Annotated in this window: 20 protein-coding genes; 10 read left to right on the forward strand and 10 right to left on the reverse strand. The window is 46.2% G+C overall.

Features of this window, described 5'->3' with window-relative positions; genetic code table 11:
* Positions 1–202: 202 nt before the first annotated feature.
* Positions 203–2,152, forward strand: coding sequence for an AAA domain-containing protein (locus E1919_RS13375; protein ID WP_162053908.1), 1,950 nt, complete (start codon positions 203–205; stop codon positions 2,150–2,152).
* Between the two features lie 147 nt (positions 2,153–2,299).
* Complete coding sequence (locus E1919_RS13380) at positions 2,300–2,812, forward strand: FKBP-type peptidyl-prolyl cis-trans isomerase (RefSeq protein WP_162053909.1); 513 nt, start codon at positions 2,300–2,302, stop codon at positions 2,810–2,812.
* Between the two features lie 96 nt (positions 2,813–2,908).
* Here E1919_RS13380 and E1919_RS13385 read toward each other — a convergent pair whose 3' ends face one another.
* On the reverse strand, positions 2,909–3,493 hold the full coding sequence (locus E1919_RS13385) for an acyl carrier protein phosphodiesterase (protein ID WP_162053910.1): 585 nt from the start codon (positions 3,491–3,493) through the stop codon (positions 2,909–2,911).
* Between the two features lie 145 nt (positions 3,494–3,638).
* Between E1919_RS13385 and E1919_RS13390 the strand changes: the two genes are divergently transcribed.
* Entirely contained in the window at positions 3,639–4,139 is a 501-nt protein-coding gene (locus tag E1919_RS13390; RefSeq protein ID WP_162053911.1) for a pyridoxamine 5'-phosphate oxidase family protein, read from the forward strand.
* Positions 4,140–4,327: 188 nt separating this feature from the next.
* A complete protein-coding gene (locus E1919_RS13395; protein WP_237144347.1) occupies positions 4,328–5,065 on the forward strand; it encodes a spheroidene monooxygenase in 738 nt (245 codons plus the stop codon).
* A 1-nt stretch (position 5,066) separates the two neighbouring features.
* On the opposite strand, the gene E1919_RS13400 is transcribed toward E1919_RS13395, so the two are convergent.
* A complete protein-coding gene (locus tag E1919_RS13400) occupies positions 5,067–5,777 on the reverse strand; it encodes a DUF1003 domain-containing protein (protein WP_162053912.1) in 711 nt (236 codons plus the stop codon).
* Positions 5,778–5,855: 78 nt separating this feature from the next.
* Complete coding sequence (locus E1919_RS13405) at positions 5,856–6,512, reverse strand: DsbA family protein (protein WP_162053913.1); 657 nt, start codon at positions 6,510–6,512, stop codon at positions 5,856–5,858.
* 224 nt (positions 6,513–6,736) lie between these two features.
* Here E1919_RS13405 and leuS point away from each other — a divergent pair, with 224 nt between their 5' ends.
* Positions 6,737–9,508 carry a leucine--tRNA ligase gene (leuS, locus tag E1919_RS13410; protein WP_162053914.1) on the forward strand — a complete coding sequence of 924 codons (2,772 nt, stop codon included), beginning with the start codon at positions 6,737–6,739 and terminating at the stop codon, positions 9,506–9,508.
* Positions 9,509–9,676: 168 nt separating this feature from the next.
* Here the strand turns inward: leuS and E1919_RS13415 are convergent, their stop codons facing one another.
* The 5 genes from E1919_RS13415 to ispG all read right to left on the reverse strand — a co-directional run bounded on the left by E1919_RS13415 (position 9,677) and on the right by ispG (position 13,074).
* Positions 9,677–10,183, reverse strand: a complete 507-nt coding sequence (locus tag E1919_RS13415; protein WP_162053915.1) for a MarR family winged helix-turn-helix transcriptional regulator — start codon at positions 10,181–10,183, stop codon at positions 9,677–9,679.
* 291 nt (positions 10,184–10,474) lie between these two features.
* The gene (locus E1919_RS28055) at positions 10,475–10,618 is read right to left on the reverse strand and encodes an MmcQ/YjbR family DNA-binding protein (protein ID WP_317168224.1); all 144 of its coding nucleotides are present in this window, start codon (positions 10,616–10,618) and stop codon (positions 10,475–10,477) included.
* Entirely contained in the window at positions 10,611–10,697 is an 87-nt protein-coding gene (locus tag E1919_RS28060; protein WP_317168225.1) for an MmcQ/YjbR family DNA-binding protein, read from the reverse strand. The genes E1919_RS28055 and E1919_RS28060 overlap by 8 nt, the downstream gene beginning before the upstream one ends.
* Before the next feature lie 77 nt (positions 10,698–10,774).
* Positions 10,775–10,939, reverse strand: coding sequence for a DUF6728 family protein (locus E1919_RS27340; RefSeq protein WP_202915909.1), 165 nt, complete (start codon positions 10,937–10,939; stop codon positions 10,775–10,777).
* A gap of 161 nt (positions 10,940–11,100) precedes the next feature.
* Positions 11,101–13,074: a (E)-4-hydroxy-3-methylbut-2-enyl-diphosphate synthase gene (gene ispG / locus E1919_RS13425; protein WP_162053916.1), complete on the reverse strand. Its 1,974-nt coding sequence runs from the start codon at positions 13,072–13,074 to the stop codon at positions 11,101–11,103.
* A 146-nt stretch (positions 13,075–13,220) separates the two neighbouring features.
* Between ispG and E1919_RS13430 the strand changes: the two genes are divergently transcribed.
* Both E1919_RS13430 and E1919_RS13435 read left to right on the forward strand, forming a co-directional pair.
* Complete coding sequence (locus E1919_RS13430) at positions 13,221–13,718, forward strand: flavodoxin family protein (protein WP_262888712.1); 498 nt, start codon at positions 13,221–13,223, stop codon at positions 13,716–13,718.
* 17 nt (positions 13,719–13,735) lie between these two features.
* Positions 13,736–14,092: a hypothetical protein gene (locus E1919_RS13435; RefSeq protein ID WP_237144351.1), complete on the forward strand. Its 357-nt coding sequence runs from the start codon at positions 13,736–13,738 to the stop codon at positions 14,090–14,092.
* Positions 14,093–14,234: 142 nt separating this feature from the next.
* On the opposite strand, the gene E1919_RS13440 is transcribed toward E1919_RS13435, so the two are convergent.
* Positions 14,235–16,424: a glutamine synthetase III family protein gene (locus E1919_RS13440; RefSeq protein WP_162053918.1), complete on the reverse strand. Its 2,190-nt coding sequence runs from the start codon at positions 16,422–16,424 to the stop codon at positions 14,235–14,237.
* Between the two features lie 281 nt (positions 16,425–16,705).
* Between E1919_RS13440 and E1919_RS13445 the strand changes: the two genes are divergently transcribed.
* The 3 genes from E1919_RS13445 to E1919_RS13455 all read left to right on the forward strand — a co-directional run bounded on the left by E1919_RS13445 (position 16,706) and on the right by E1919_RS13455 (position 20,779).
* Complete coding sequence (locus tag E1919_RS13445) at positions 16,706–18,550, forward strand: LTA synthase family protein (RefSeq protein WP_162053919.1); 1,845 nt, start codon at positions 16,706–16,708, stop codon at positions 18,548–18,550.
* 175 nt (positions 18,551–18,725) lie between these two features.
* Positions 18,726–20,045, forward strand: a complete 1,320-nt coding sequence (mtaB, locus tag E1919_RS13450; RefSeq protein ID WP_162053920.1) for a tRNA (N(6)-L-threonylcarbamoyladenosine(37)-C(2))-methylthiotransferase MtaB — start codon at positions 18,726–18,728, stop codon at positions 20,043–20,045.
* Between the two features lie 125 nt (positions 20,046–20,170).
* Positions 20,171–20,779, forward strand: a complete 609-nt coding sequence (locus E1919_RS13455; RefSeq protein ID WP_237144353.1) for an OmpH/Skp family outer membrane protein — start codon at positions 20,171–20,173, stop codon at positions 20,777–20,779.
* 81 nt (positions 20,780–20,860) lie between these two features.
* Here the strand turns inward: E1919_RS13455 and E1919_RS13460 are convergent, their stop codons facing one another.
* Positions 20,861–22,102, reverse strand: a complete 1,242-nt coding sequence (locus tag E1919_RS13460; RefSeq protein WP_162053921.1) for an ABC transporter permease — start codon at positions 22,100–22,102, stop codon at positions 20,861–20,863.
* Between the last annotated feature and the right edge of the window lie 35 nt (positions 22,103–22,137).

Raw genomic sequence — 22,137 nt, forward strand, 5'->3', positions numbered from 1 at the left:
AGTATATCCGAAGTTGATAAACCACTGGCTATCAAGCCATCTATCGGTTAATCTGGAATTTCAAGAGGCATGGTATTTGTCATGTACCTGCTGCAGATAACTAACAATTCAGGCAGTAAATATTGTTTTACAACTGCCTGTTTCTTTTATAAAATACCGAAAGGCTGGAGCATTGATGCCAGCCTTTCTTTTTTTGATATACATGAGCGAAATATTAAATGAACTGAGGCAGGTACAGGAACTGCTGAAGATTGAACAGGAAGAGGACCGCCAGCAATATAAAATTAAGAGCATGAAAAGCACCGTTGCAGAACGCAAGGCGATGGGCTTCTGCTGGTATCCAATTACAATTACAAAAGAAGAAATTGGTTTTGGGAACAAGGTTGTGCTGGAACTGGAACGCACAAAAGACCGCGACCAGCTACACCTCTTCCAGACAGGCAAATCAGCGGCTATATTCAGCAACAGCAACAATGGTGAACGGCAGAACCTGAACGGCGTGATTGTTGGCTTGAAGCGCAATAAGGTGCTGCTGGCCACTAACAAAGAAGATTTACCGGATTGGATTGACGATGGCCGTCTCGGGATAGACCTCACCTTTGATGAGATGAGCTACCGCGAGATGGAGATCGCCATAAAAAAAACGATAGATGCCTATAAAACCCGCCTGGCTGAGCTTCGCGATATTCTGCTAGGTGATGCCGCTCCCCGCTTCACGGATGAGCAGATGGAGGCTATTTCTGCGCTGAACCCTTCGCAGAACAATGCGGTGCAAAAGATTGTGCAGGCAAAAGACGTGGCAATCATCCACGGCCCTCCAGGCACAGGTAAAACAACTACCCTGGTGCAGGCTATTCTGAAAACGCTGGAGACGCAGAAACGGCTCCTGGTAACGGCCCCTTCCAACACCGCTGTGGATTTGCTCACTGAAAAACTGGCATTGGAAGGCGTAAATGTTATACGCATCGGTAATCCGTCGCGGGTGTCGGATGTGCTGCTGGAGCATACACTGGATGCCCAGATCATGGGGCACCGCTCTTATAAGAACCTGAAGGATTACCGCAAAACGGCAGAAGAGTATAAGCGCATGGCTACGCAGTACAAGCGCAAATTCGGATACGAAGAGCGGGCACAGCGGCAGTTCTTCAAATCAGAAAGCAAGCGTTTGCTGGACGAGGCAGACCGTGTGGAAGAATATATTACAGAAGACCTGCTGAATAGTGTACAAGTGATTACGTGTACGTTGGTGGGTGCCGCCAACAGGGCCATCCGTCACCTGGAATATGAAACGGTTTTTATAGACGAAGCCGCACAGGCGTTGGAGCCAGCCTGCTGGATACCAATAAGCCGTGCCAAGCGTGTTGTACTGGCCGGTGACCACTGCCAGTTACCGCCAACTGTAAAATCGTTTGAGGCAGAAAAAGGCGGACTGGGCAAATCGCTGTTTGAGAAATGTGTGGAGCGCCAGCCAGAGGTATCGGTCATGCTGAAGACGCAGTACCGCATGCACCACAACATCATGGAATTCTCGAACCAGCAGTTTTATGAGGGAGAACTGGAGGCACATGAAAGCGTGCGCAACAGCGACCTGCATCAGTATGACCCGCACTTTGCGCCAGGACTGGCCATGGAGTTTGTGGATACAGCTGGCTGCGGGTACAATGAGGTGGAAACGCCGGAAAGCACAAGCTCTGCCAATCCCGATGAAGCGAACCTGCTGCTCAACCACCTGTCGCTTCTGCTGAAAGACTATACCCCTGCAGAAAATGAAGCTGAGCCTTTGCGCATTGGTGTAATAGCGCCTTACCGGGCACAAATCAATTACCTGCAGGACCGTGTAGAGCATATGCCGGATCTGCATGATCTGAAGCTGAAGCGGCTGCTTTCTATTGGTACTGTGGACAGTTTCCAGGGGCAGGAACGGGATATCATTTACATCAGCATGACCCGCAGCAACGAAAGCGGTGAGATTGGCTTTTTGGCCGATATCCGGCGCATGAACGTAGCCATGACACGGGCAAAGAAAAAACTGGTTGTTGTTGGCGACAGCGCCACTTTAAGCCAGCATCCATACTATGCTGCGTTTCTTACGTACGTAGAAAGTATAAATTCCTACCGCAGCGCCTGGGAGTTAACCGAGTGCATGCCCTAGACAGCAAAACAAACAAAATAGAAACAGGAAGGTAAAAGAGGGTGGGAATTTAGCGGTAGAAGAGCATAATGCGCCTGTTTCTATGGCGTTTTAACCCATAAATCTTAACTTTAAGAACTCACTTCTAAAACCTTCAAACGATACAGCATGAAGATAGAACAAAACAAAGTGGTGACGCTTACCTACGAACTCCGGATACTAGACGAGAACAATGAGCAGAACCTGATTGAAACAGCCACCGAAGAACAGCCGATGGTGTTTATTTACGGCATGAGTGGCTTGCCTGAGCAGTTTGAAGAAAGTCTGCAAGGCCTAAATACAGGCGATAATTTTGATTTCAAATTGGACACAGAAGATGGTTATGGCGAATATAACGAGGAAGCAGTTGTAGAACTTCCTATAAATGTTTTTGAAGTAGATGGCTCCGTTCCGAACGACATGTTGGAAGAGGGAAATTACATACCCATGGCCGATAGTGAAGGTAATCAATTACAGGGCCGTGTGCATGAGGTTGGTGAAGAAACCGTTACAATGGACTTTAACCACCCGCTGGCCGGCAAGCAGTTATTTTTCAAAGGCAAAGTGCAGGATGTACGTGACGCCACGAAAGAAGAAATTGATCACGGTCACGTGCATGGCGAAGGCGGCCATCAGCATTAATACAAACTACTATATTCAATAAAAAAGGAGCTGCTGAAAAGTCGCTCCTTTTTTATAGTTCAAAACTGCTTTTCTTACTTCAGAAGTTTTAAGTGCTCACAAACTTTTTTTTGCTCCTTCCACAAACTGCACGAGTTCCGGGAAAAAAGTTTCAAACTCAGCGGCATATAAAGTATAGTGCTCCTGCAACTCCTCTCCTGCCGTTTCCATACCCGATACAAACTTTGCCCTGCGGCTCATGCCGGTGAGCGCCTGGGCTATTCCCTCCAACTGGGCATATGAAAGCAGCCAGTTGTGCTGCTGCATGTACGGGAAAAGGTGCTGCACACGGGGCGGCAGCAGCTCATAGTGCTGCTGGATGAGCGCGTATACCTCCTGCGCGAACGCTGACAGGGGCTTAGGTGCATAATTCTCAAAGTTGGCGGCCAGAAAATGGTCGTAGTACATATCGGCAATAACAGGTGCAAACTTGCGGTACTTTGGCCGTAAGCGGGCCTTGGTTTCAGCTACAACAGGGTGTGTGTCTGTATAATGGTCAATTAGGCGGTGCAGTCGGATGCCTTTGGCTATGCCAGGCGTATATAAATCTACCTGTTTTCCTTTCACAGCGTCGGCAATAAAGTTACCTATCAGCAAGGCCTCATCTTCACCGGATAAATAAATATGTGCTAAAAAATTCAAAAGAAGACTATATAGGCAGATAGAATTAACAGACAGCTGCTCTTAATGTTTTGATGCCTGATTTGCGGGTCCTGTAGCAGCTTGCTCTTATAAACCCAAAGCCGTCGCCACCCGTAATCAAACAAGAAACCGAACATGTAAAACTATGAATAACGACCCAAATACAAAGAAAAACCTGGAGAAACTGGTAGAATTAATTAAAGATATAGATGTGGCGATGATGACAACCATGGATGATGACGGGTGCCTTCGCAGCCGCCCCATGCGTGCCATGGAAACAAAGGCAGACGGTGAAATCTGGTTCTTTACCGGCTATGAGTCTGGCAAATCGCATGAAATTGCACATGACTCTCATGTGAACCTCAGCTATTCCAAGCCAAGCGATGAGCATTATGTATCTGTTTCGGGTAAAGCAAGAGTGCTGCGTGACAAGCAGAAAATTGAAGAACTCTGGAATCCACTTATGAAAACCTGGTTCCCACAAGGTAAGGATGATCCGAATGTTGGCCTGATTAAAGTAACTATTGATAAAGCCGAATATTGGGATGCTCCTAACAGTGCAGTGATACACCTCTACGGTGTAGTTAAAGCTGCTTTAACAGGAGAAAGACCAGATGCAGGTGAAAATAAGAAAATCAACCTGTAGACACACAAGAAGCACTAAACCTAAAACTTGATGTACTGAAGAAAAACAAAAAACACCTGCTGAACAATCCTGTTCGGCAGGTGTTTTTGTGTTTTATAAAATGAAATCGCGCATTGTTTGCTAGTACAGCTAAATAACAAGATTATAAAAATAACTTTCACATTCATCAACCTGAAATTAGAAATCCTTTGCCTGAAACACCACAAACTTCTTCTGCCAGATTAACCACCCTCACGCTTTTTGGCATCCGGAGTGGCCATGTCCGTTGGGGACTGGCGCAGATGGGTACTTCCGGTTCTAAGCTTGAAAAAGTGCCGGGCCTGCGCTTTTACAAATTGCTGGGTAGCGGACAAGGCAAAGGTTTTAGTTTAAAACCCAACTTTAGGCGCTACGGCTTATTTTGTACCTGGGAGAGTGAGGCAGCAGCAGATGACTTTCTTAAAAATTCCGACTTGATGCAGGAATACCGACAGCACACTGATGAAATTTGGACTGTGAAACTGCTGCCTTACCAGTCGCACGGGCAATGGGACGGGCAAGAGCCCTTTGCTCCTGCACTTTCTGAAAAGTATACGCATGGGCCTGTTGCCGTACTTACCCGTGCCAGCATCAATTTAAGGCGACTGCCTAATTTTATCCGCTTTGGGTTGCGCACCAGTGCAGCTCTGAACGAGGCAGAAGGGCTGCTTTGTTCTATCGGATTGGGAGAATTGCCTTTTATACGGCAGGCAACTTTTAGTATATGGGAGTCGGTGGAGGCGATGAAACAATATGCTTACAAAGACCCACAGCACCAGGAGGTGATGCGCCGCACCCGGTCCGAAAAGTGGTACAGCGAAGAACTCTTTGCCCGCTTTAAGACTATCTATAGCACAGGCACCTGGGATGGTTCAGATCCGGCTAAAGGTGTGCTAGCAGCAGTATAACTTAGGCTTTTGATCGCGCCATGATGTCCTCGAGCAGGTCTACCTGTATCTGCTGAATCTCCATCAGGCGCTGGTTTTGGTGCACAATCAAGTGATCTACTTTTTCGTGCAGCAGCCTGATTTCTAGTTCCGCCTTCAGGTTCACCTTATAATCATACTCTGAGCGCTGCCGGTCTTTTGACTCCTTCCGGTTCTGGCTCATCATGATTATGGGTGCCTGTATTGCAGCAAGGCAAGAGAGTATCAGGTTTAGTAAAATGAAAGGGTAAGGGTCGAAAGGCCTTACGGATAGGACATAGACATTTACAAGAATCCAGAGCAGCAGAAAGGAAAAGAAAAGGCTAATAAACCGCCAGCTGCCCCCAAAGCTGGCGATATGATCTGCCATCCGGTCGCCTAAAGAAGTGTTTTCAGCAAGTTCGCCTTCAAAGTTACTGGTGACCAACTCCTGATCACTGATACTTTTTATCACCTCCTGCTCTACTGTTGTCAGTTCACCCATTTCCTTTATGAGTAACTGCTCCAGGTACCTCTTTCTATATACCCCTAACTGGTCCAGCGTGATGAAAGACTTTTCATCAAAATCAGGATGATCAGCTTTAATTAAATCAAATATATTCTTGCGTATGCTGGACCCTATGACAAGGTATCGCAGCGGGAGCTGCTTGTGCGTGATATGGCAGACGCCTGTAAGTGCATGGTGCTTCTTCATAGCGTTGATGATTAGTATAAACTAGTTACAACGAACAATAAGAAACTGTTACACACAGCTATATAGCTGTTGCGCCTCTTACTGGCTATTTATTTTCTCCAATGCTTTCCTTAAATGAGCAGACATGCCATCATGGGTGCGGTAGCCACGGCTTAGTAAGTGTACGCTGGTGCCATTCAGCAGGTACAGGCTGGGAAAGGCGTTTGCCTGCAGGTGCCGCGCAATAACAAAATCCTGCTGCGTCTTTTCTTTCATCTCCTCTGAGTTAAACTTTTCCAGAAAAGCCTCTGTATCTAAGTCAAATCTACTGGCAATAGCTGACAGCACCTCAGGCTTTGTTATATCTTGGTTTTGAGCGTAAAAAGCATTTTGTACCTCCTCAGCCATCTCAAACTCTGCGGCTGGTTTCAGGTAGCGCACAGTAACCACAGCTCGGCAACCCGGCTCCGTGTCATATACAAAATCCTCCCGTTCGAAAAAAGAATAATCAATGGGTTGTCCTGATATTTTCTCCACGTCCTGCCAATGGTGTTTGATGGATTCCTTCATCTGCTCATCCAGTGGCTGTTCGGTGCCTGGTCTCAGCCCGCCCATCACCAGCTTAAACTGCATGGTTCCCTCCTGCTCTTTTACTATCTGCTTAATGACCGGGGCAAAGCCATAGCACCACGAGCACATGGGGTCCATCACATAAATCAGGTGCAGTATATCGAGCAAGTCTTGTTTCTTCTCCATCTTCTTCCATGTTTTTACAAAGGTATACCTATTTGTTAAACGATTAAATGGCTGAACTGATAGTGAAGGCACATATACATTAAAGCCTGTATCAGATTTCGCTTTGCATTTAGAACAGGATACTGGAGCATGTTGAACAATTAGCAATGCAGCCATTCAACAATTTAATAATTAAGAATTATCTTAGCGGTTTCATACCGATTTAACGAACACGGAAATAAACAATGTCAGAGTACAATTTTAATCAGATTGAGAAAAAGTGGCAGCGTTACTGGGAAGAGAAACATACCTTTAAAGCCGCTGCCAAAAGCAATAAGCCAAAGTACTACGCCATGGATATGTTTCCATATCCTTCTGGCGCCGGCCTGCATGTAGGCCACCCACTTGGTTATATTGCCTCTGACATAGTAAGCCGCTACAAGCGCCTGACCGGCCACAATGTGCTCCACCCAATGGGCTTTGACTCTTTCGGGCTTCCTGCTGAGCAGTATGCTATCCAAACCGGCCAGCATCCTGCTATTACCACGGAAGAGAACATTACGCGCTATGTGGAGCAGCTAAAGAATCTGGGCTTTTCTTTCGACTGGGACCTGGAGATCCGAACTTCTGACCCGGGCTATTACAAATGGACGCAGTGGATTTTCATGCAGCTGTTTAACAGCTACTATAACATCAACTCAGATAAAGCAGAGCCAATCACAGAACTTGTGAAGGAGTTTGAGCAGCATGGTAACAGAAACGTAAATGCTACTTGTGACGAAGACACCCCCGCTTTCTCGGCCGACGAGTGGAAACATATGAACGAGCAGGAACAGTCGGAGATGCTGCTGAAGTACAGGCTGACTTATGTGGCCGAAGCGGTGGTGAACTGGTGCCCTGCACTGGGAACTGTGCTGGCAAACGACGAAGTAGTAGGTGGCGTGTCGGAGCGTGGCGGCTATCCGGTGGAGCGCAAGCTGATGCGCCAGTGGATGATGCGCATCACGGCCTATGCCGAGCGTTTGTTACAGGGGCTGGAGGATATCGACTGGCCGGAACCGGTAAAGGAAATGCAGCGCAACTGGATCGGAAAGTCCGTCGGAGCGATCATGTCTTTCCCACTTGAAAGCATAGACAAAAAAATCAAAGTGTTTACGACCCGCCTGGATACTGTTTATGGTGTCACGTTTCTGGTACTGGCCCCGGAGCACGAGCTGGTCGATCAGATTACCACAGAGGAGCAGCGCAAAACGGTAGATGATTATGTGAACGTAGCCAAAAACCGTTCTGAGCGGGAACGTATGACAGACGTGAAGACAGTTTCAGGTGCCTTCACGGGAGCTTATGCCATCAACCCTTACAACAAGGAAAGAATACCTGTTTATATAGCAGATTATGTTCTGGCTGGCTATGGAACAGGGGCTGTAATGGCTGTGCCATCCGGTGACCAGCGCGACTGGAACTTTGCCACACATTTTGGCTTGCCTATCGTGCAGATTTTGGATGGCCAGAAAGATCTGGATACACAAGCTGATGCTACCAAAGAGGGCCGTTACGTGAACTCTGAAATGGTAAATGGCCTGACGTACCAGGAGGCGCAGCCTTTGCTGGTGAAGTACCTGGAAGAGAATAATATTGGCAAGAGCAAAATTAACTTCAGGATGCGTGATGCTGTGTTCAGCCGCCAACGCTACTGGGGTGAGCCGGTGCCGGTATACTTTAAAGATGGTGTGCCGCACCTGCTTGATGTAAGTGATCTGCCTCTGGAGTTACCAAAAATTGATGCTTACCTGCCAACTGAAACAGGTGAGCCACCGCTTGGCCGTGCCATAGATTGGAAGTATGAAGACCAGTATCCGTACGAACTGAGCACCATGCCAGGTTGGGCAGGCTCTAGCTGGTACTGGTACCGCTACATGGACCCGAAGAATGATGAAGTTTTCGCTGACAAAGACATCATCAAGTACTGGCGTGATGTGGACCTGTACATAGGAGGATCAGAACATGCGACAGGCCACCTCCTCTACTCCCGCTTCTGGAACAAGTTCCTGTTTGACATGGGCTTGGTAGTGGAAGAGGAACCATTCAAGAAGCTGATTAACCAGGGGATGATACAGGGCCGGTCTAACTTTATTTACCGGGTAAAAGACAGTAACACCTTTGTTTCTTATGGCTTGAAGGACCAGTATGATACCACTGCCCTGCATGTAGATGTGAATATTGTAGACAATGATGTGCTGGACCTGGAAGCCTTCAAAACATGGCGTGCAGAATACAAAACGGCAGAATTTATTCTGGAAGATGGCAAATACCTCTGCGGTATAGAGATAGAGAAAATGTCGAAGTCAAAGTACAACGTGGTGAACCCGGACAATATCGTAGAGCGGCAGGGCGCTGATACACTGCGGATGTATGAGATGTTCCTGGGGCCACTGGAGCAGTTCAAGCCCTGGAACACCAATGGCATGGACGGCGTGAACAAGTTCCTAAAGCGCTACTGGAAACTATTTCACGACAATTCCGGCAACTTCAACGTTTCAGATGCTGCTCCAACAGCTGAGGAGCTGAAGTCGCTGCATAAAACGATAAAGAAAGTAGAGGAAGATATTGAGCGCTTTTCTTTCAACACCTCTGTTTCTACGTTCATGATTTGCGTGAACGAACTGACGCAGCTCAAGACAAACAAGCGCGCTATCCTGGAGCCTCTGACCATTATACTATCGCCTTACGCGCCGCATATCACCGAAGAGTTGTGGGAGAAACTGGGCCACAATGAGAGTATCAGCTATGCTGCCTTCCCAAAATGGGAAGAAAAGTACCTTATAGAAAGCACTTTTGACTACCCCGTTTCAATTAATGGTAAAATGCGTGCGAAGATGACCTTTGCACTCGATACGCCAAAGGAGGAAATGGAGAAAGCTGTTGTTAACGATGAGCAGGTGGCAAAGTTTATAGAAGGGAAAGCACCAAAGAAAATTATCATCGTACCTAACAAGATAATAAACGTGGTGGTGTAACCCCTTAAATCTATTAACTGATTTTGCAAAGCCGCTAAGCCTAAAGCTTAGTGGCTTTGACTTTTTACCGATGGCTGCTATTACCAGCTTATCAAAAAACAAAAGAGGTAGAAGAGAAGCACAGCCTCTTCTACCTCTTTTAAATGTAGCTAAATAAAAAGCTATATATTATGCATCAGCGTCTACTTGCTCCTTGGTAGCAATGCGTTCATCCGCTGTTTTTAAGGATTCTCTTACTTTGTAAAGGAGTTCAATTAATGTAGTAGCTTCTTCTTCTGTAATTCCCTTCATGAGCGCATCCAGTTGGTATAAATCTTTATCGATAGCACCAATTACATTTTGTCCTTCCTCTGATATTACAATATTAACAAGGCGTTTATCTGCTGAATTCTGTGTTACTTCTACCAGTCCTTTGGCACCAAGCCTACTCACAAGCCGGGAGGCATCAGACATCTTATCTAACATCTTTTCTCGCAGGAAAGAAGTGGAAACAGGTTTAGGGAACTGGTCCCTTAAAATGCGAAGAGCGTTATACTGCTGCGTAGTCAGACCATGTCTTTTAAAGAAATTTTCGTAACCATTCGAAAGAAAGCCATAGGTGTACAGAATGCTTACACTTGCTTTCTGCCATTCATTTCGAAAGGCAGCAATGCCAATTTCGTTCTCTAATATCATACAAGTTGTCAGGTGAGTTTATCAAGTATAGCTAAAAAGTTTTAAACTTCATTGCTTTTCATGCTACAACTTTATCAAACACATAGAAAAATTCTATAGAAAGTGCTTTTTCATTCTTAAAGCCCATTTTTTCGGAGATGTACCTACATAAAAAAATCATGTATGTATTTTCCTTCTTATGTACTCTCCCCAAAACAAAAGAGCCACTGCTGAGTGGCTCTTTTCAATTTAGCTATTGTTAAAATCTGTTTCCTGCTTTACTTTCTTTGTCAGCTTAGCCCACACCAGCTTTTAAGAATCATCTATCCAGCTACGGAGAAGTTGGTCGGGTAAACGAGCTTCCGGCAGTACCGTGTTCCAGTGCAGTTTGCTCATGTGGTATCCCAGAGACACTTGCGGATACTGCTCCCGCAGCTCTACCGCCTTCTCAGGCACATTTCAGGCTAATGCCTTTGTCGTAATAAGCAAGGCTGCACAAGGCAAACATTTTACCTCCCACTTTAAAAACAAGCATATCGTCATCAAAAGGAAGTTCTTCTGTTGTTCCGGGTTTGGCCAAGCAATATGTTCTGAAGCCCTCAATATGCACTGTTACCAGTGGGTGATGATGAAGTAAATAATGCAAGCCAGGAACATACCCATCGATATCTTGTTGATGGTGTGCATGGCGCGCAGGTTGAAATTGGTTTTACGATTAGGGTCTTTTTTGCGGAAGAAATAGTTTCCCAACTCAGAGAAATCGAATAATCCCTTCATATAAATTTTCAGTTAGTAATTATAGTTTGACTATAGAGCAACTGCTAGCAAATAGCTCCTGCATTACAATATGATAAACATATACCGGAGTGAAAAGATTGCTTTAAAGTGCGAATGAAGAAAATAAAAAACAACATGTATCTCTTACTTCAAGAAGATGTTTAATCCTCTAACCGCACAGGCTCAATCCACTTATCATCCTCCCGTATCAATTCAATTAGCTCATCCACAGCACGGTCGGCAGGCACAGCTTTTTTAATAACAGTCTGACCACGATATAGTGCGATTTTATCTTTTCCTACGCCCACATAGCCATAATCTGCATCCGCCATTTCGCCGGGGCCATTTACAATACAACCCATGATACCGATCTTCACACCTTTCAGGTGATCGGTGCGTTTCCGAATCATGGCAGTGGTTTCCTGTAAATCAAACAAAGTGCGGCCGCAGCTAGGGCAGCTGATATACTCCGTTTTGCTCATGCGGGTACGGGCCGCCTGTAGTATTCCAAAGCTTAAACTATTGTACTGCCCGATTGTTTCCAGCCACTCCCCTTTCTCCTGCTCAGGAAGCAGTTCTGTTCCCAACATGACACCATCTCCCAATCCGTCAATCAGCAAACCACCCACATCTGTGGAAGCATAGAGTTGTATCTCGTCAGGCGTCAGTTGGCCATAGGCACGCTTTATGATGCAGGGGGTCTGCACACCATTGTTCATCAAGCGGAAAAAGCATTTGCGCAGCTCCGGCATCGCGTGGGCATTACTAGTTTGCAGCATCAGTACCGCCGTCGCATCCTGCTTCAGGCGCTCTAACAATTCGTTTGTCAGATCACTGATAGATAGTTGAATAAAGTTTAATGTGTCATGCCGATCCACGCTCTTTAGATACTGTTCTGCATGCAGCAGCGGATGGCGGTCCTTTCTTTCTTCAGCCGTTAGCCAGGCATCATAATTTACAATCTCCTTCAGGCCGTTTGGCAGCATAAAACTGATGGGAGTGTCTCCGGTATAAATAAAGTCTGCTCCCTGGTCATTCATGTTGAACTTGTCGAGCAGCATGGAGTACAGGTGGCCCACACATTTCAGGTCAGCATACTGCAATTCAGTCAGGCGGCTCAGGTCTGCCACCACACGCGGCACATTCGTTTCTCCCAGGTTCCCTACCTCTGCTGTCTCCCTACGGTGATACTGAAACGGGTTGATAGGTACGTTGCAAACAGGTTTCATAGGCGTTGCCTTTTCTGCACGATGCTCATAACGGTCAATGAGCGCTTTAGCCACCGGAGCTTCTGCCTCAGGCGCCTCTGTTAGCGAAACACGTACCGTGTCCCCTAAACCATCCTCCAGCAAAGTGCCAATGCCCACAGCCGATTTTATACGTCCGTCTTCCGCCTCGCCAGCCTCAGTTACGCCAAGGTGGAGCGGGTAAGGCTGCATGCCTTCCTCCTCCAGTTTCTGCACCAGCAGGCGGTAGGCCTGCACCATCACCTGCGTGTTGGAGGCTTTCATAGATATAACGATATCATAATAGCCTTCATCCTCGCAGATACGCAGAAACTCCAGCGCACTCTCCACCATGCCCAGCGGTGTATCGCCATAGCGGCTCAGGATGCGATCTGACAGTGAACCGTGATTGGTGCCGATGCGCATAGCCGTTCCGTGTTCTTTGCATATTAGAACGAGCGGCACGAACCGCTCCCGGATTCGGTCCAGCTCTGCCTGGTAGGAAGCATCGTCATATTCTATTACCTGGAACTTCTTTTTATCGGCATAATTCCCCGGATTCACACGCACCTTCTCTACAATGCGTGCCGCTACCTCAGCAGCGTTCGGGGTAAAATGGATGTCAGCAATAAGAGGCACGTTATACCCCCGCTTGCTTAATTCCTCTTTAATGTTTTTGAGGTTCTCAGCTTCTTTGATACTTGGCGCTGTAATACGTATATACTCGCACCCTGCTTCTATCATGCGGATACACTGCTCCACTGAACCCATGGTATCCATAGTTTCTACCGTCGTCATCGACTGCACACGGATAGGATAATCACCACCCATTGGCAGGCCGCCAATGTTCACCACGCGGGTTTTTCTGCGCTCGTACGCTGTGAGGCTTGGGCAATAAGATTTATTCATAAAGGAAAAATGCGACAGCTTGTCTCTGTAACTAAAGATATACCTGCTTTGTTCAAAGGCAAATTACGTAATTTTAAGCTGATTATCCTTAAAAGGTACTTTATAGATGCAGGCTGGGTATAAAGATTAACAACAAACCAATTGTAATTTTAAGCAGCGCCCGACGGGAAAGTGATACCAAAAAGCTGGTCGAGGTGTTATTCCCCAAAACCACTATAAAAGTGCTGGACCTACTGGATTATCATATTTGCCTTTACCGCTATTCCGGCCATTATCCGGCAGCCGATCAGTTCCTGGAGGTGATGGAAAAGATTTTACTGCATAAACAGGTAGTTTTCGCCACACCAGTATACTGGTATGCCATGAGCGGCCTGATGAAAATTTTCTTCGACAGGTTAACGGACATCGTAACAGTTCAGATAAGCCTCGGAAGTCAACTTGCCGGCAAGAAGACTTTCCTGCTGGCAGTCGGCTCAGACGAGGAACTATCTCCGGGTTTTGAAAAACCCTTTGAGCTTACTTCAGATTACTTTGGCATGACGTATACAGCCTCTTACTATTGCCCTTCTAATGCCATTCACGTACAATCAGGTAGTCGTGAAGATTTTCTTAAAGCTTTTAATTCGAAACTGTACTATATATAAGTAAGCATATGATACATATGAGAACATTTTTCCCGAAACCTGCGCCAGAGAAACTATCCGCCCTGATAGACTGGAGTAAACTAAGGCAGGAGCAGCTAACAGAAGCTGTTTCTGTTACAAAGGACACTGTAACAGAATTCCTGATGCGGCAAATAGAGCGTGGTAACTGGAAAGAAGTGCAGGAAGTACTGCATGGAAAACCCATGACGAAAGCAGGAAAGTTTCTGTTGGAAGAACTGCGGGACAGTGTGGTATCGAAATTAATTTTCCGCCTTGGGCTACGCAAGGTAATTGCTGTTGGACTTGCAGTGGTGCTCCTGCCCCTTGTCTTCGCTAAAGTAGCCGGCCAATTAATGAGCAAAGTGAGGCAGTAATAATAGCCAAAAGGATTAATATAAGCATATGTAATACAGCAATTTATTATGCTTCACCTTCATAAACGCTTTAATAATGTTATAAACAACAAAAGCACCCGAGTGGGTGCTTTTGTTGTTTATAACGATAATAGAATAATGATTAATGAAGAAACAGCAATTCACGGTACTTCACCAGTGGCCAGTCTTCATCATCCACCATAAGTTCGAGCTTATCTACGCTGTAACGTATTTTATCGAAGTAGCTGAAGATCTTCTCGTTGTACATGATGGCACGCTCACGGGCATCCTCTACCTTGTTGGCCACCTTACGGGCCTCCACCATGTCATTGACATTCTGCTGGATAGAAGAAATGTGCCGCGACATTGTTTTAATGGCTTCCACTGTTGACTTCGTGTACTCATCTTCCAAACCAAGTTCTTTCAGACCGCGCACGTTCTGGATAAGCTTGTTCTGGTAAGCAATGGCAGTAGGAATAACATGGTTCACAGCGAGGTCACCCATGGTACGGGCCTCAATCTGTATCTTTTTCATGTACTCCTCCAGCAGGATCTCGTGGCGGGCAGAAAGTTCTACCTCTGTAAAGATGCCGTGCCTGGTGAATAGTGCTTTCACTTCCTCGCGATCATATACATCCAATGCACGCGGTGTACTCTTGATGTTAGAGAGTCCACGTTTTTCAGCTTCCTGAGCCCATTCTTCAGAATAACCGTTACCTTCAAAACGCACGGCTTTAGACTGAGCCACTAAATCGCGCAGCACCTGAATGATGGCTACTTCTTTTTTAGTGCCCTCTTCAATCAGGTTATCCACTTTATGGCGGAACTCAATCAACTGATCTGCCACCATTGTGTTAAGGGATGTCATCGGAGAAGAAGTGTTGGCAGAAGAACCTACTGCACGGAATTCAAACTTGTTACCTGTGAAGGCGAAAGGTGAAGTACGGTTTCTGTCGGTGTTGTCAAGCAGTACCTCCGGAATTCTGTCGATTCCCAGTTTCAGGTACATATTGTCTCCTTTTTCAATCGGAATTTTAGAAGTGCGCTCAAACTCATCTAACACAGCTGTCAGCTGCTGGCCTATAAATACGGACATGATGGCTGGAGGCGCTTCATTGGCTCCAAGGCGATGGTCGTTGCTGGCAGAGGCGATGCTGGCACGTAACAGGTCAGCATACTTGTTTACAGCCGCAATAGTATTGATAAAGAACGTCAGGAACTGCAGGTTCTCTTTAGGCTTTTTACCAGGCCCTAACAAGTTTACACCGGTGTTGGTGCTCATTGCCCAGTTGTTGTGCTTACCACTGCCATTTACACCTTTAAACGGCTTCTCATGAAGTAACACTTTAAACCCATGGCGCTCTGCCACATGTTCCATAATGTCCATGAGCAACTGGTTGTGGTCAACAGCAAGGTTGGCATCTTCAAAGGTAGGGGCGCACTCATACTGGTGAGGGGCCACCTCGTTATGGCGTGTTCTTAACGGAATCCCTAATCGCAGCGCCGAACGCTCAAAGTCAAGCATATAAGCATGTACGCGGGTAGGGATGCTTCCGAAATAATGGTCTTCCAGCTGCTGTCCTTTAGCAGGTGAATGCCCAAACAGCGTACGGCCGGAAATAACGAGGTCAGGACGCGCCTCATACAAAGCACGGTCTACAAGGAAATATTCCTGCTCTATACCCAGGGTAGTATTTACCTTATTTACATCTTTATCAAAATACTGGCAAACAGGCACTGCGGCGTCGTTTAACAGCTTAATTGACTTTAACAAAGGTGTCTTATAATCCAGTGCCTCACCAGTATATGCTACAAATATAGTAGGGATACAAAGTGTTTTAATTCCGGCATTGTCAATCAAAAAGGCGGGTGAAGAAGGATCCCACGCGCTATAGCCACGAGCTTCAAATGTATTTCGGATACCACCGCTTGGGAAAGAAGAAGCATCCGGCTCCTGCTGCACAAGGGCACTGCCTTTAAAATTTTCAATGGCCTCACCATCGCTTGTTAGGTCGAAGAAAGAGTCATGCTTTTCAGCTGTGGCACCTGTAAGGGGTTGGAACCAGTGCGTATAATGCGTAGCACCTTTGCTCATAGACCAGGTTCTCATGGCAGATGCTACGGCATCTGCCAAATCGCGGTCCACCTTTTCACCAGCATCGATGGTGCGGCGCAGACGCTTGTAATTGTCAGAAGACATAGTGGAACGCATTTGTTCGTTGTTGAACACGTTCTCACCAAAATATTCAGATATTTTTTGTGAAGGGAGGACCACTTCACCCTGTTTACGCTGGCTAACAAATTCCAGCGCCTTAAAGCGGAGTTTTGACATGAGTTTTGAGAGAGTTATGTTTTAAGTGTAGCAAAGATATAGAGAAAAATGACATTGCAAACTTGTAGAGGGTAAAAATTTAGGGGGATCTGCGAAAATTAGCTCCTTTTTTGATTAGATCACCTTAAATTTAACAGGGTTGCGCCAAAAATTCAGTCTGGTTGACTGCAAGTACCCTATAATTACTATATCCCCCCATTATTCCGCACCCACCTTAATTATAGATGATTTTTACAGCTACTTTGTTAACAATGGCCTTGTATATGTCTTAAATTTGCAGTGTGAAAAAGTCTTTCATTTATCAGCCGCTGTACTTCTTTTTCTGGGTGCTGTACTTTATAGTTGCCAGGGCCCTGTTTTTGATGTACCACGCCGAGCATAGTTCCGAACTTACTACGCCAGAAATTCTAGACACCTTTCTTTACGGCTTGCGGCTGGACTTTTCATTTACAGCCTACATCTGTGCCATTCCTTTTTTCTCCCTGTTGCTCGCTGCTTTGTGGCCCAGGCTGAGGGTGCAGGGTTTCATACGTGTATACACTTTTACTTTAGTGGTGCTTTTATCGTTTCTGCTTGCAGCGGACTTAGAACTGTACACGTACTGGGGCTTCCGGCTGGATGCCACGCCACTGCAGTACCTGAACACCCCCGACGAAATGGCCGCCTCAGCCGCTGCCGCTCCCCTGTTCTTGCTGTTGCTGCTTGCTATGGTTCTCAGCAGCGCTTCGGTTATAGTATATAGGCTGTTTTTCGACCTGGAGAAATTCATTTATCCGCGAAACAAAAGGAATTACAGTGCTTTTTCACTTCTTTACTTGGCATTGCTTGTGCTGCCTATGCGCGGCGGAGTTCAGCAGATTCCCATCAATCAGAGCGTGGCATATTTCTCCAGTAAGCCTTATGCGAATCATGCTGGATTGAATATGCCCTGGAACCTGATGCATGACCTGATAAAGTACAGGAAGGCTGGTAAAAATCCATACAAGTATATGTCGCCGGAGGAGGCTGCGCAACGGGTACAGCACCTCTACGGCGCTACTCCCTTTACAGGTTCAGTTCAACAAGATGTTGCTGCAAGCAAGCCTAACGTATTATTTATTATACTGGAAAGCTATACAGCTAAGTTTGTAGAAAGCCTTGGTGGCGAGCAGGGTGTTACACCAAACTTAGATAGGCTTGCAGCAGAAGGTATAAGCTTTACCAATATTTACGCCAGTGGGGACAGAAGTGAGAAAGGAATGGTTGCGCTTTTAAGCGGATACCCGGTCCAAACCACAACCTCTATCATCAAAACACCAAAAAAAACAGCGCAACTGCCCCAGCTCAGCAAGGTATTTAAGCAGCAGCGCTATAGCACCAGCTACTACTATGGAGGCGAGCTGGAATTTGCTAATATCAGATCGTATCTCATGAACGGTGCTTATGACCGCCTCATTGCTAAAGATGATTTTCCGGCCAGCAGTTACAACTCGAAATGGGGCGCGCATGATCATATCTTGTTTGAACGGGTGCTGCAGGACTTAAATCAGGAACAAAACCCGTTCTTTTCAACAGTATATACCCTGAGCAGCCATGAACCATTCGAAATTCCGATAGAGCCAGTTTTTGATGGGAATGACGAGGAGGCGAAGTTCCGGAACAGTGTGTACTATACTGACCAAGCGTTAGGTAATTTTATAAAGCAGGCAAAGCAGGAGCCCTGGTGGCAAAACACAATAGTGGTTATAACCGCTGATCACGGCCATGTAATGCCGGGCAATGATCCACCATATGCGCCATCAAAATACCATATTCCGTTTGTTATCACTGGTGGAGCTATCATAGAGAGAGGGGTTAAAGTGATGACTATAGGCTCACAGACAGACATTGCGGCTACATTATTGGCAAAGCTGAACCTTCCGCACCAGGATTTTAACTGGAGCCGCAACTTACTCGAGCCAAGTCCGGATTCATTTGCATTTTATGTCTTTAAAGATGGTTTCGGGTATATCACACCTCAGGGCATCCTTACGTTCGACAATAACGCCCAGCAGCCTATTACTTCAGATACTGGTATAACAGAAGAACAGCTGAGAAACGGTAAAGCCTATATGCAGTACTCTTTCGAAGACTTTGTAAGGAAATAGTGCTTGTTGCTTAGGTATAAAGCTTAAGGATTATCGCTATACAAGCCTTTCATAGGCACCAACCCTTTACTAATCCAGTAATTAAATATTTAACCCTCAGCCCTTTACTTGCGCTGCCTTTTGGCAACATGATTGCGATAGTAAGGCAGAAAATTCTTATCTTTGCACCCTGATTATGAAAAAAGTAGCTTTTTATACCTTAGGCTGTAAGTTGAATTATTCTGAAACCAGCACTATTGGGCGCATTTTCCAGGAGCGTGGGTTTGAGAAGGTGGAGTTTACCGACTCCCCTGATATCTACGTCATCAACACCTGCTCAGTAACGGATAATGCTGATAAGAAGTGTCGTAAGATTGTGAAGGAAGCGCTGAAGCATTCTCCGAATGCCTTCATCACTATTGTCGGCTGTTATGCGCAACTGAAACCAAAGGAGATTTCAGAGATTCCGGGAGTAGATGCCGTGCTGGGGGCAGCCGAAAAGTTTCAGTTAGTTGATATACTGGAGACATTCGAGAAAAAGGACAAAGCAGAAATCTATGCCAGCCCTATCTCTGAGGCAAACACTTTCTATAACTCCTACTCTTTCGGCGACCGTACCCGCACCTTCCTGAAGGTACAGGACGGCTGTGACTATTCATGCTCATTCTGTACTATACCGCTGGCCCGGGGCAACAGCCGTTCTGACAGCATAGACAATGTGGTGCGGTCTGCGGGTGAAATTGCGGAATCGGGTGTGAAGGAGATTGTGCTTACAGGCGTTAATACCGGTGACTTTGGCATACAAGATGGCAAGCGCGTAGAAACTTTCTTTGAGCTTGTTAAGGAGCTGGATAAGGTGGAAGGCATTGACCGTTTCCGTATCTCATCTATTGAGCCGAACCTGCTGAAAGACGAAATTATCTCTTTTGTGGCGCAGAGCAATCGCTTTATGCCCCACTTCCATGTGCCGCTGCAGTCTGGCTCCAACAAAGTCTTAAAGCTGATGCGTCGCCGTTACCAGCGTGAGCTGTATGCTGATCGCGTAGCAACCATAAAGCAACTGATGCCGCACTGCTGCATCGGTGTGGATGTGATTGTGGGCTTTCCCGGCGAAACGGAGGAAGACTTTCTGGAGACCTATAACTTCCTGAACGAGCTGGATGTAAGCTACCTGCACGTGTTTCCTTACTCTGAGCGCGAAAACACCCTGGCTCCGGAAATGCCGGATAAGGTAACGAACAAAGACCGCAACCGCCGCGCTGATATGCTTCGCATCCTGTCAGAGAAAAAGAAACGGAACTTCTACGAACAGAATATTGGCCATGAATTTAACGTCTTGTTTGAGGACGATGTAAAAGACGGCCTTATGGAAGGCTGGACGGAGAACTATGTACGCGTAGTAGCTAAATATGACCCCGTGCTGGTGAACGAGACAAGGCACGTACGCCTGACTCAGCTAAACCCTGCCGGATTGATGGAGGCAGAAGAAACTTACCAGGAACTGCTGAAACATTAGATATGTTTAAACTTTGTTTTTGCAGCGCAAAGGATGATATTTAAAGTTGACCTTAGGTATTTGGTAAAGTTTAGTGTTATATTTAAACTGATAATTCTTTCAACAAATCAAAACCCAAAGAAATAGTGAAAGTTCTAAAGATTTCCTTAGGCCTGGCAATGGCTGCTTCCTTAATGTCAGCCTGCACAGAAGCGCCCAAAGTAGAAGGAGTAAACACACCCACAACCGGCGAAGTTGCTGGTGTACATGACATTGTATATGTTAATTCTGATTCGCTACTTACGAACTACGAATACTTTAAAGATGTTCGTACCCGCCTGCAGGGCAAAGGTGAGAAGGCAGAACAGAATCTTCGTTCACAGGCAGAGGCTTTCCAGAAAGAAGTTGAAAGGTATCAGCAGACGGGCCAGAACATGAGTGAGCAGCAGAGAGCTCAAACAGAGCAGCGCCTGCAGCAAAAGCAACAGCAGTTGCAGCAACTGCAGCAAACCGCTGGTAACGAACTGGCCGGCGAAGAGTCTGAGGAAATGAAGAAAATCTATGACCGCGTAGAAGAGTACCTCAAGAAACTGAGCGAGGAAAAAGGTTATGAGATGGTATTAACGTACTCTCGCGGCAGCAGTGCCATTCTTTACAGCGATCCTTCACGTGATATCACTTCTGAAGTGGTGAGTGGCCTCAACGAGGCTTACACAACTGAAAAAGCTGCTGCTGATACAACAGCTACAAAATAGTCCGATATCATATTCTACAAAAAAACCTCTGCTATACCAGCAGCGGTTTTTTTATGACCAAACTATCTTTTGCAGCTATGCTTATTCGTATCTGAGAGAATCGATAGGGTCCAGTTTAGAGGCTTTGGAGGCAGGATAATAACCTGATACAACACCCACAAACACGCAAATCGTCATTCCTACCACTACCCAAAGCCAGGGCACTATAAAGCCGCCTTCTCCAATCATAGAGACGATGCCGTTCCCCATCATCACACCTAACAATACCCCTACAAAACCACCGAGAATACAGATGACGATAGCTTCAATCAGGAATTGCTGGCGAATCTGGAAAGCAGTAGCACCCAATGCTTTACGCACTCCAATTTCCCGGGTACGCTCGTTCACAGACACCATCATAATGTTCATCAAACCAACAGAGGCACCCAACAGGGTAATAAAACCGATGATGAAACCTCCGATTTTCAGGTATCCGGAAATTTCATCGAGGCTCTGCACCAGCGAATCACTCCTCCTGATTTCAAACGAATCCTCCTGCCCCAGTGCGTCCTGCCGTATCTTCCGCATGATTCCGGTGGCCTCGCCCATCACATAGTTCAATTCATCTGCCCTGTGAATGGCCGTTTTAATCGTAAAGTTAAGCGTAGCATCACCTGTTCGTGGAATCTGACGCCCCGTTTCCAGGGGTATAATGATACGGCGGTCGTCGCTGCCGCCCATGCTGCTTCCCTTCTTCTCCAACTGACCAATCACTTTAAAGCGCCGTCCCAGAAAAGTGACGAAATTGCCTACAGCTTCTGTATTTTTAAATAAAGTGGTCGCTATTTCATCGCCGATAATAGCAACATTTATACCCTGCTCATGCTCAAATGGTGAGAAATCACGTCCTTTCGCAAGGTTAATGTTGTTGTTAAGCATGTAGTTTTCATCCCCGGCAGTGATGTTGACATTCGGATTAGTTTTTTCTGTATCGCTTTTTACCACAGTGGCGCCCGAAATATGCGCAGATAAGCTTACACGCGCATCATCAGGCATTTGCTCCTTGTACATCACCGCCTGGTTGTAGGAGATAACAGGGTAAACTTTTTCAGCGCGGCCTTCACTTCTACCCCTGTTGTTCATGCCGGCTTGGCGAATATCGAAAGCATTTGCCCCAAGATTGGAAAAGGTTTGCGTAAGAGAGTACTTCATGCTGTCTACAGCCGTTAGTATACCAACCAAAGACATAATACCAATAGCGATGATGAGGCCCGTTAGTACTGTCCGCAGCAGGTTCCCATGTATCGACCGGAGGCCCTCCAGAATATTTTCTACTAAATTCATATGCTTGGATGATGTGCGCTTTGTTACTATTTTAC

Origin of the sequence: Pontibacter pamirensis, assembly GCF_010015475.1 — a bacterium.
Lineage (GTDB): Bacteria > Bacteroidota > Bacteroidia > Cytophagales > Hymenobacteraceae > Pontibacter > Pontibacter pamirensis.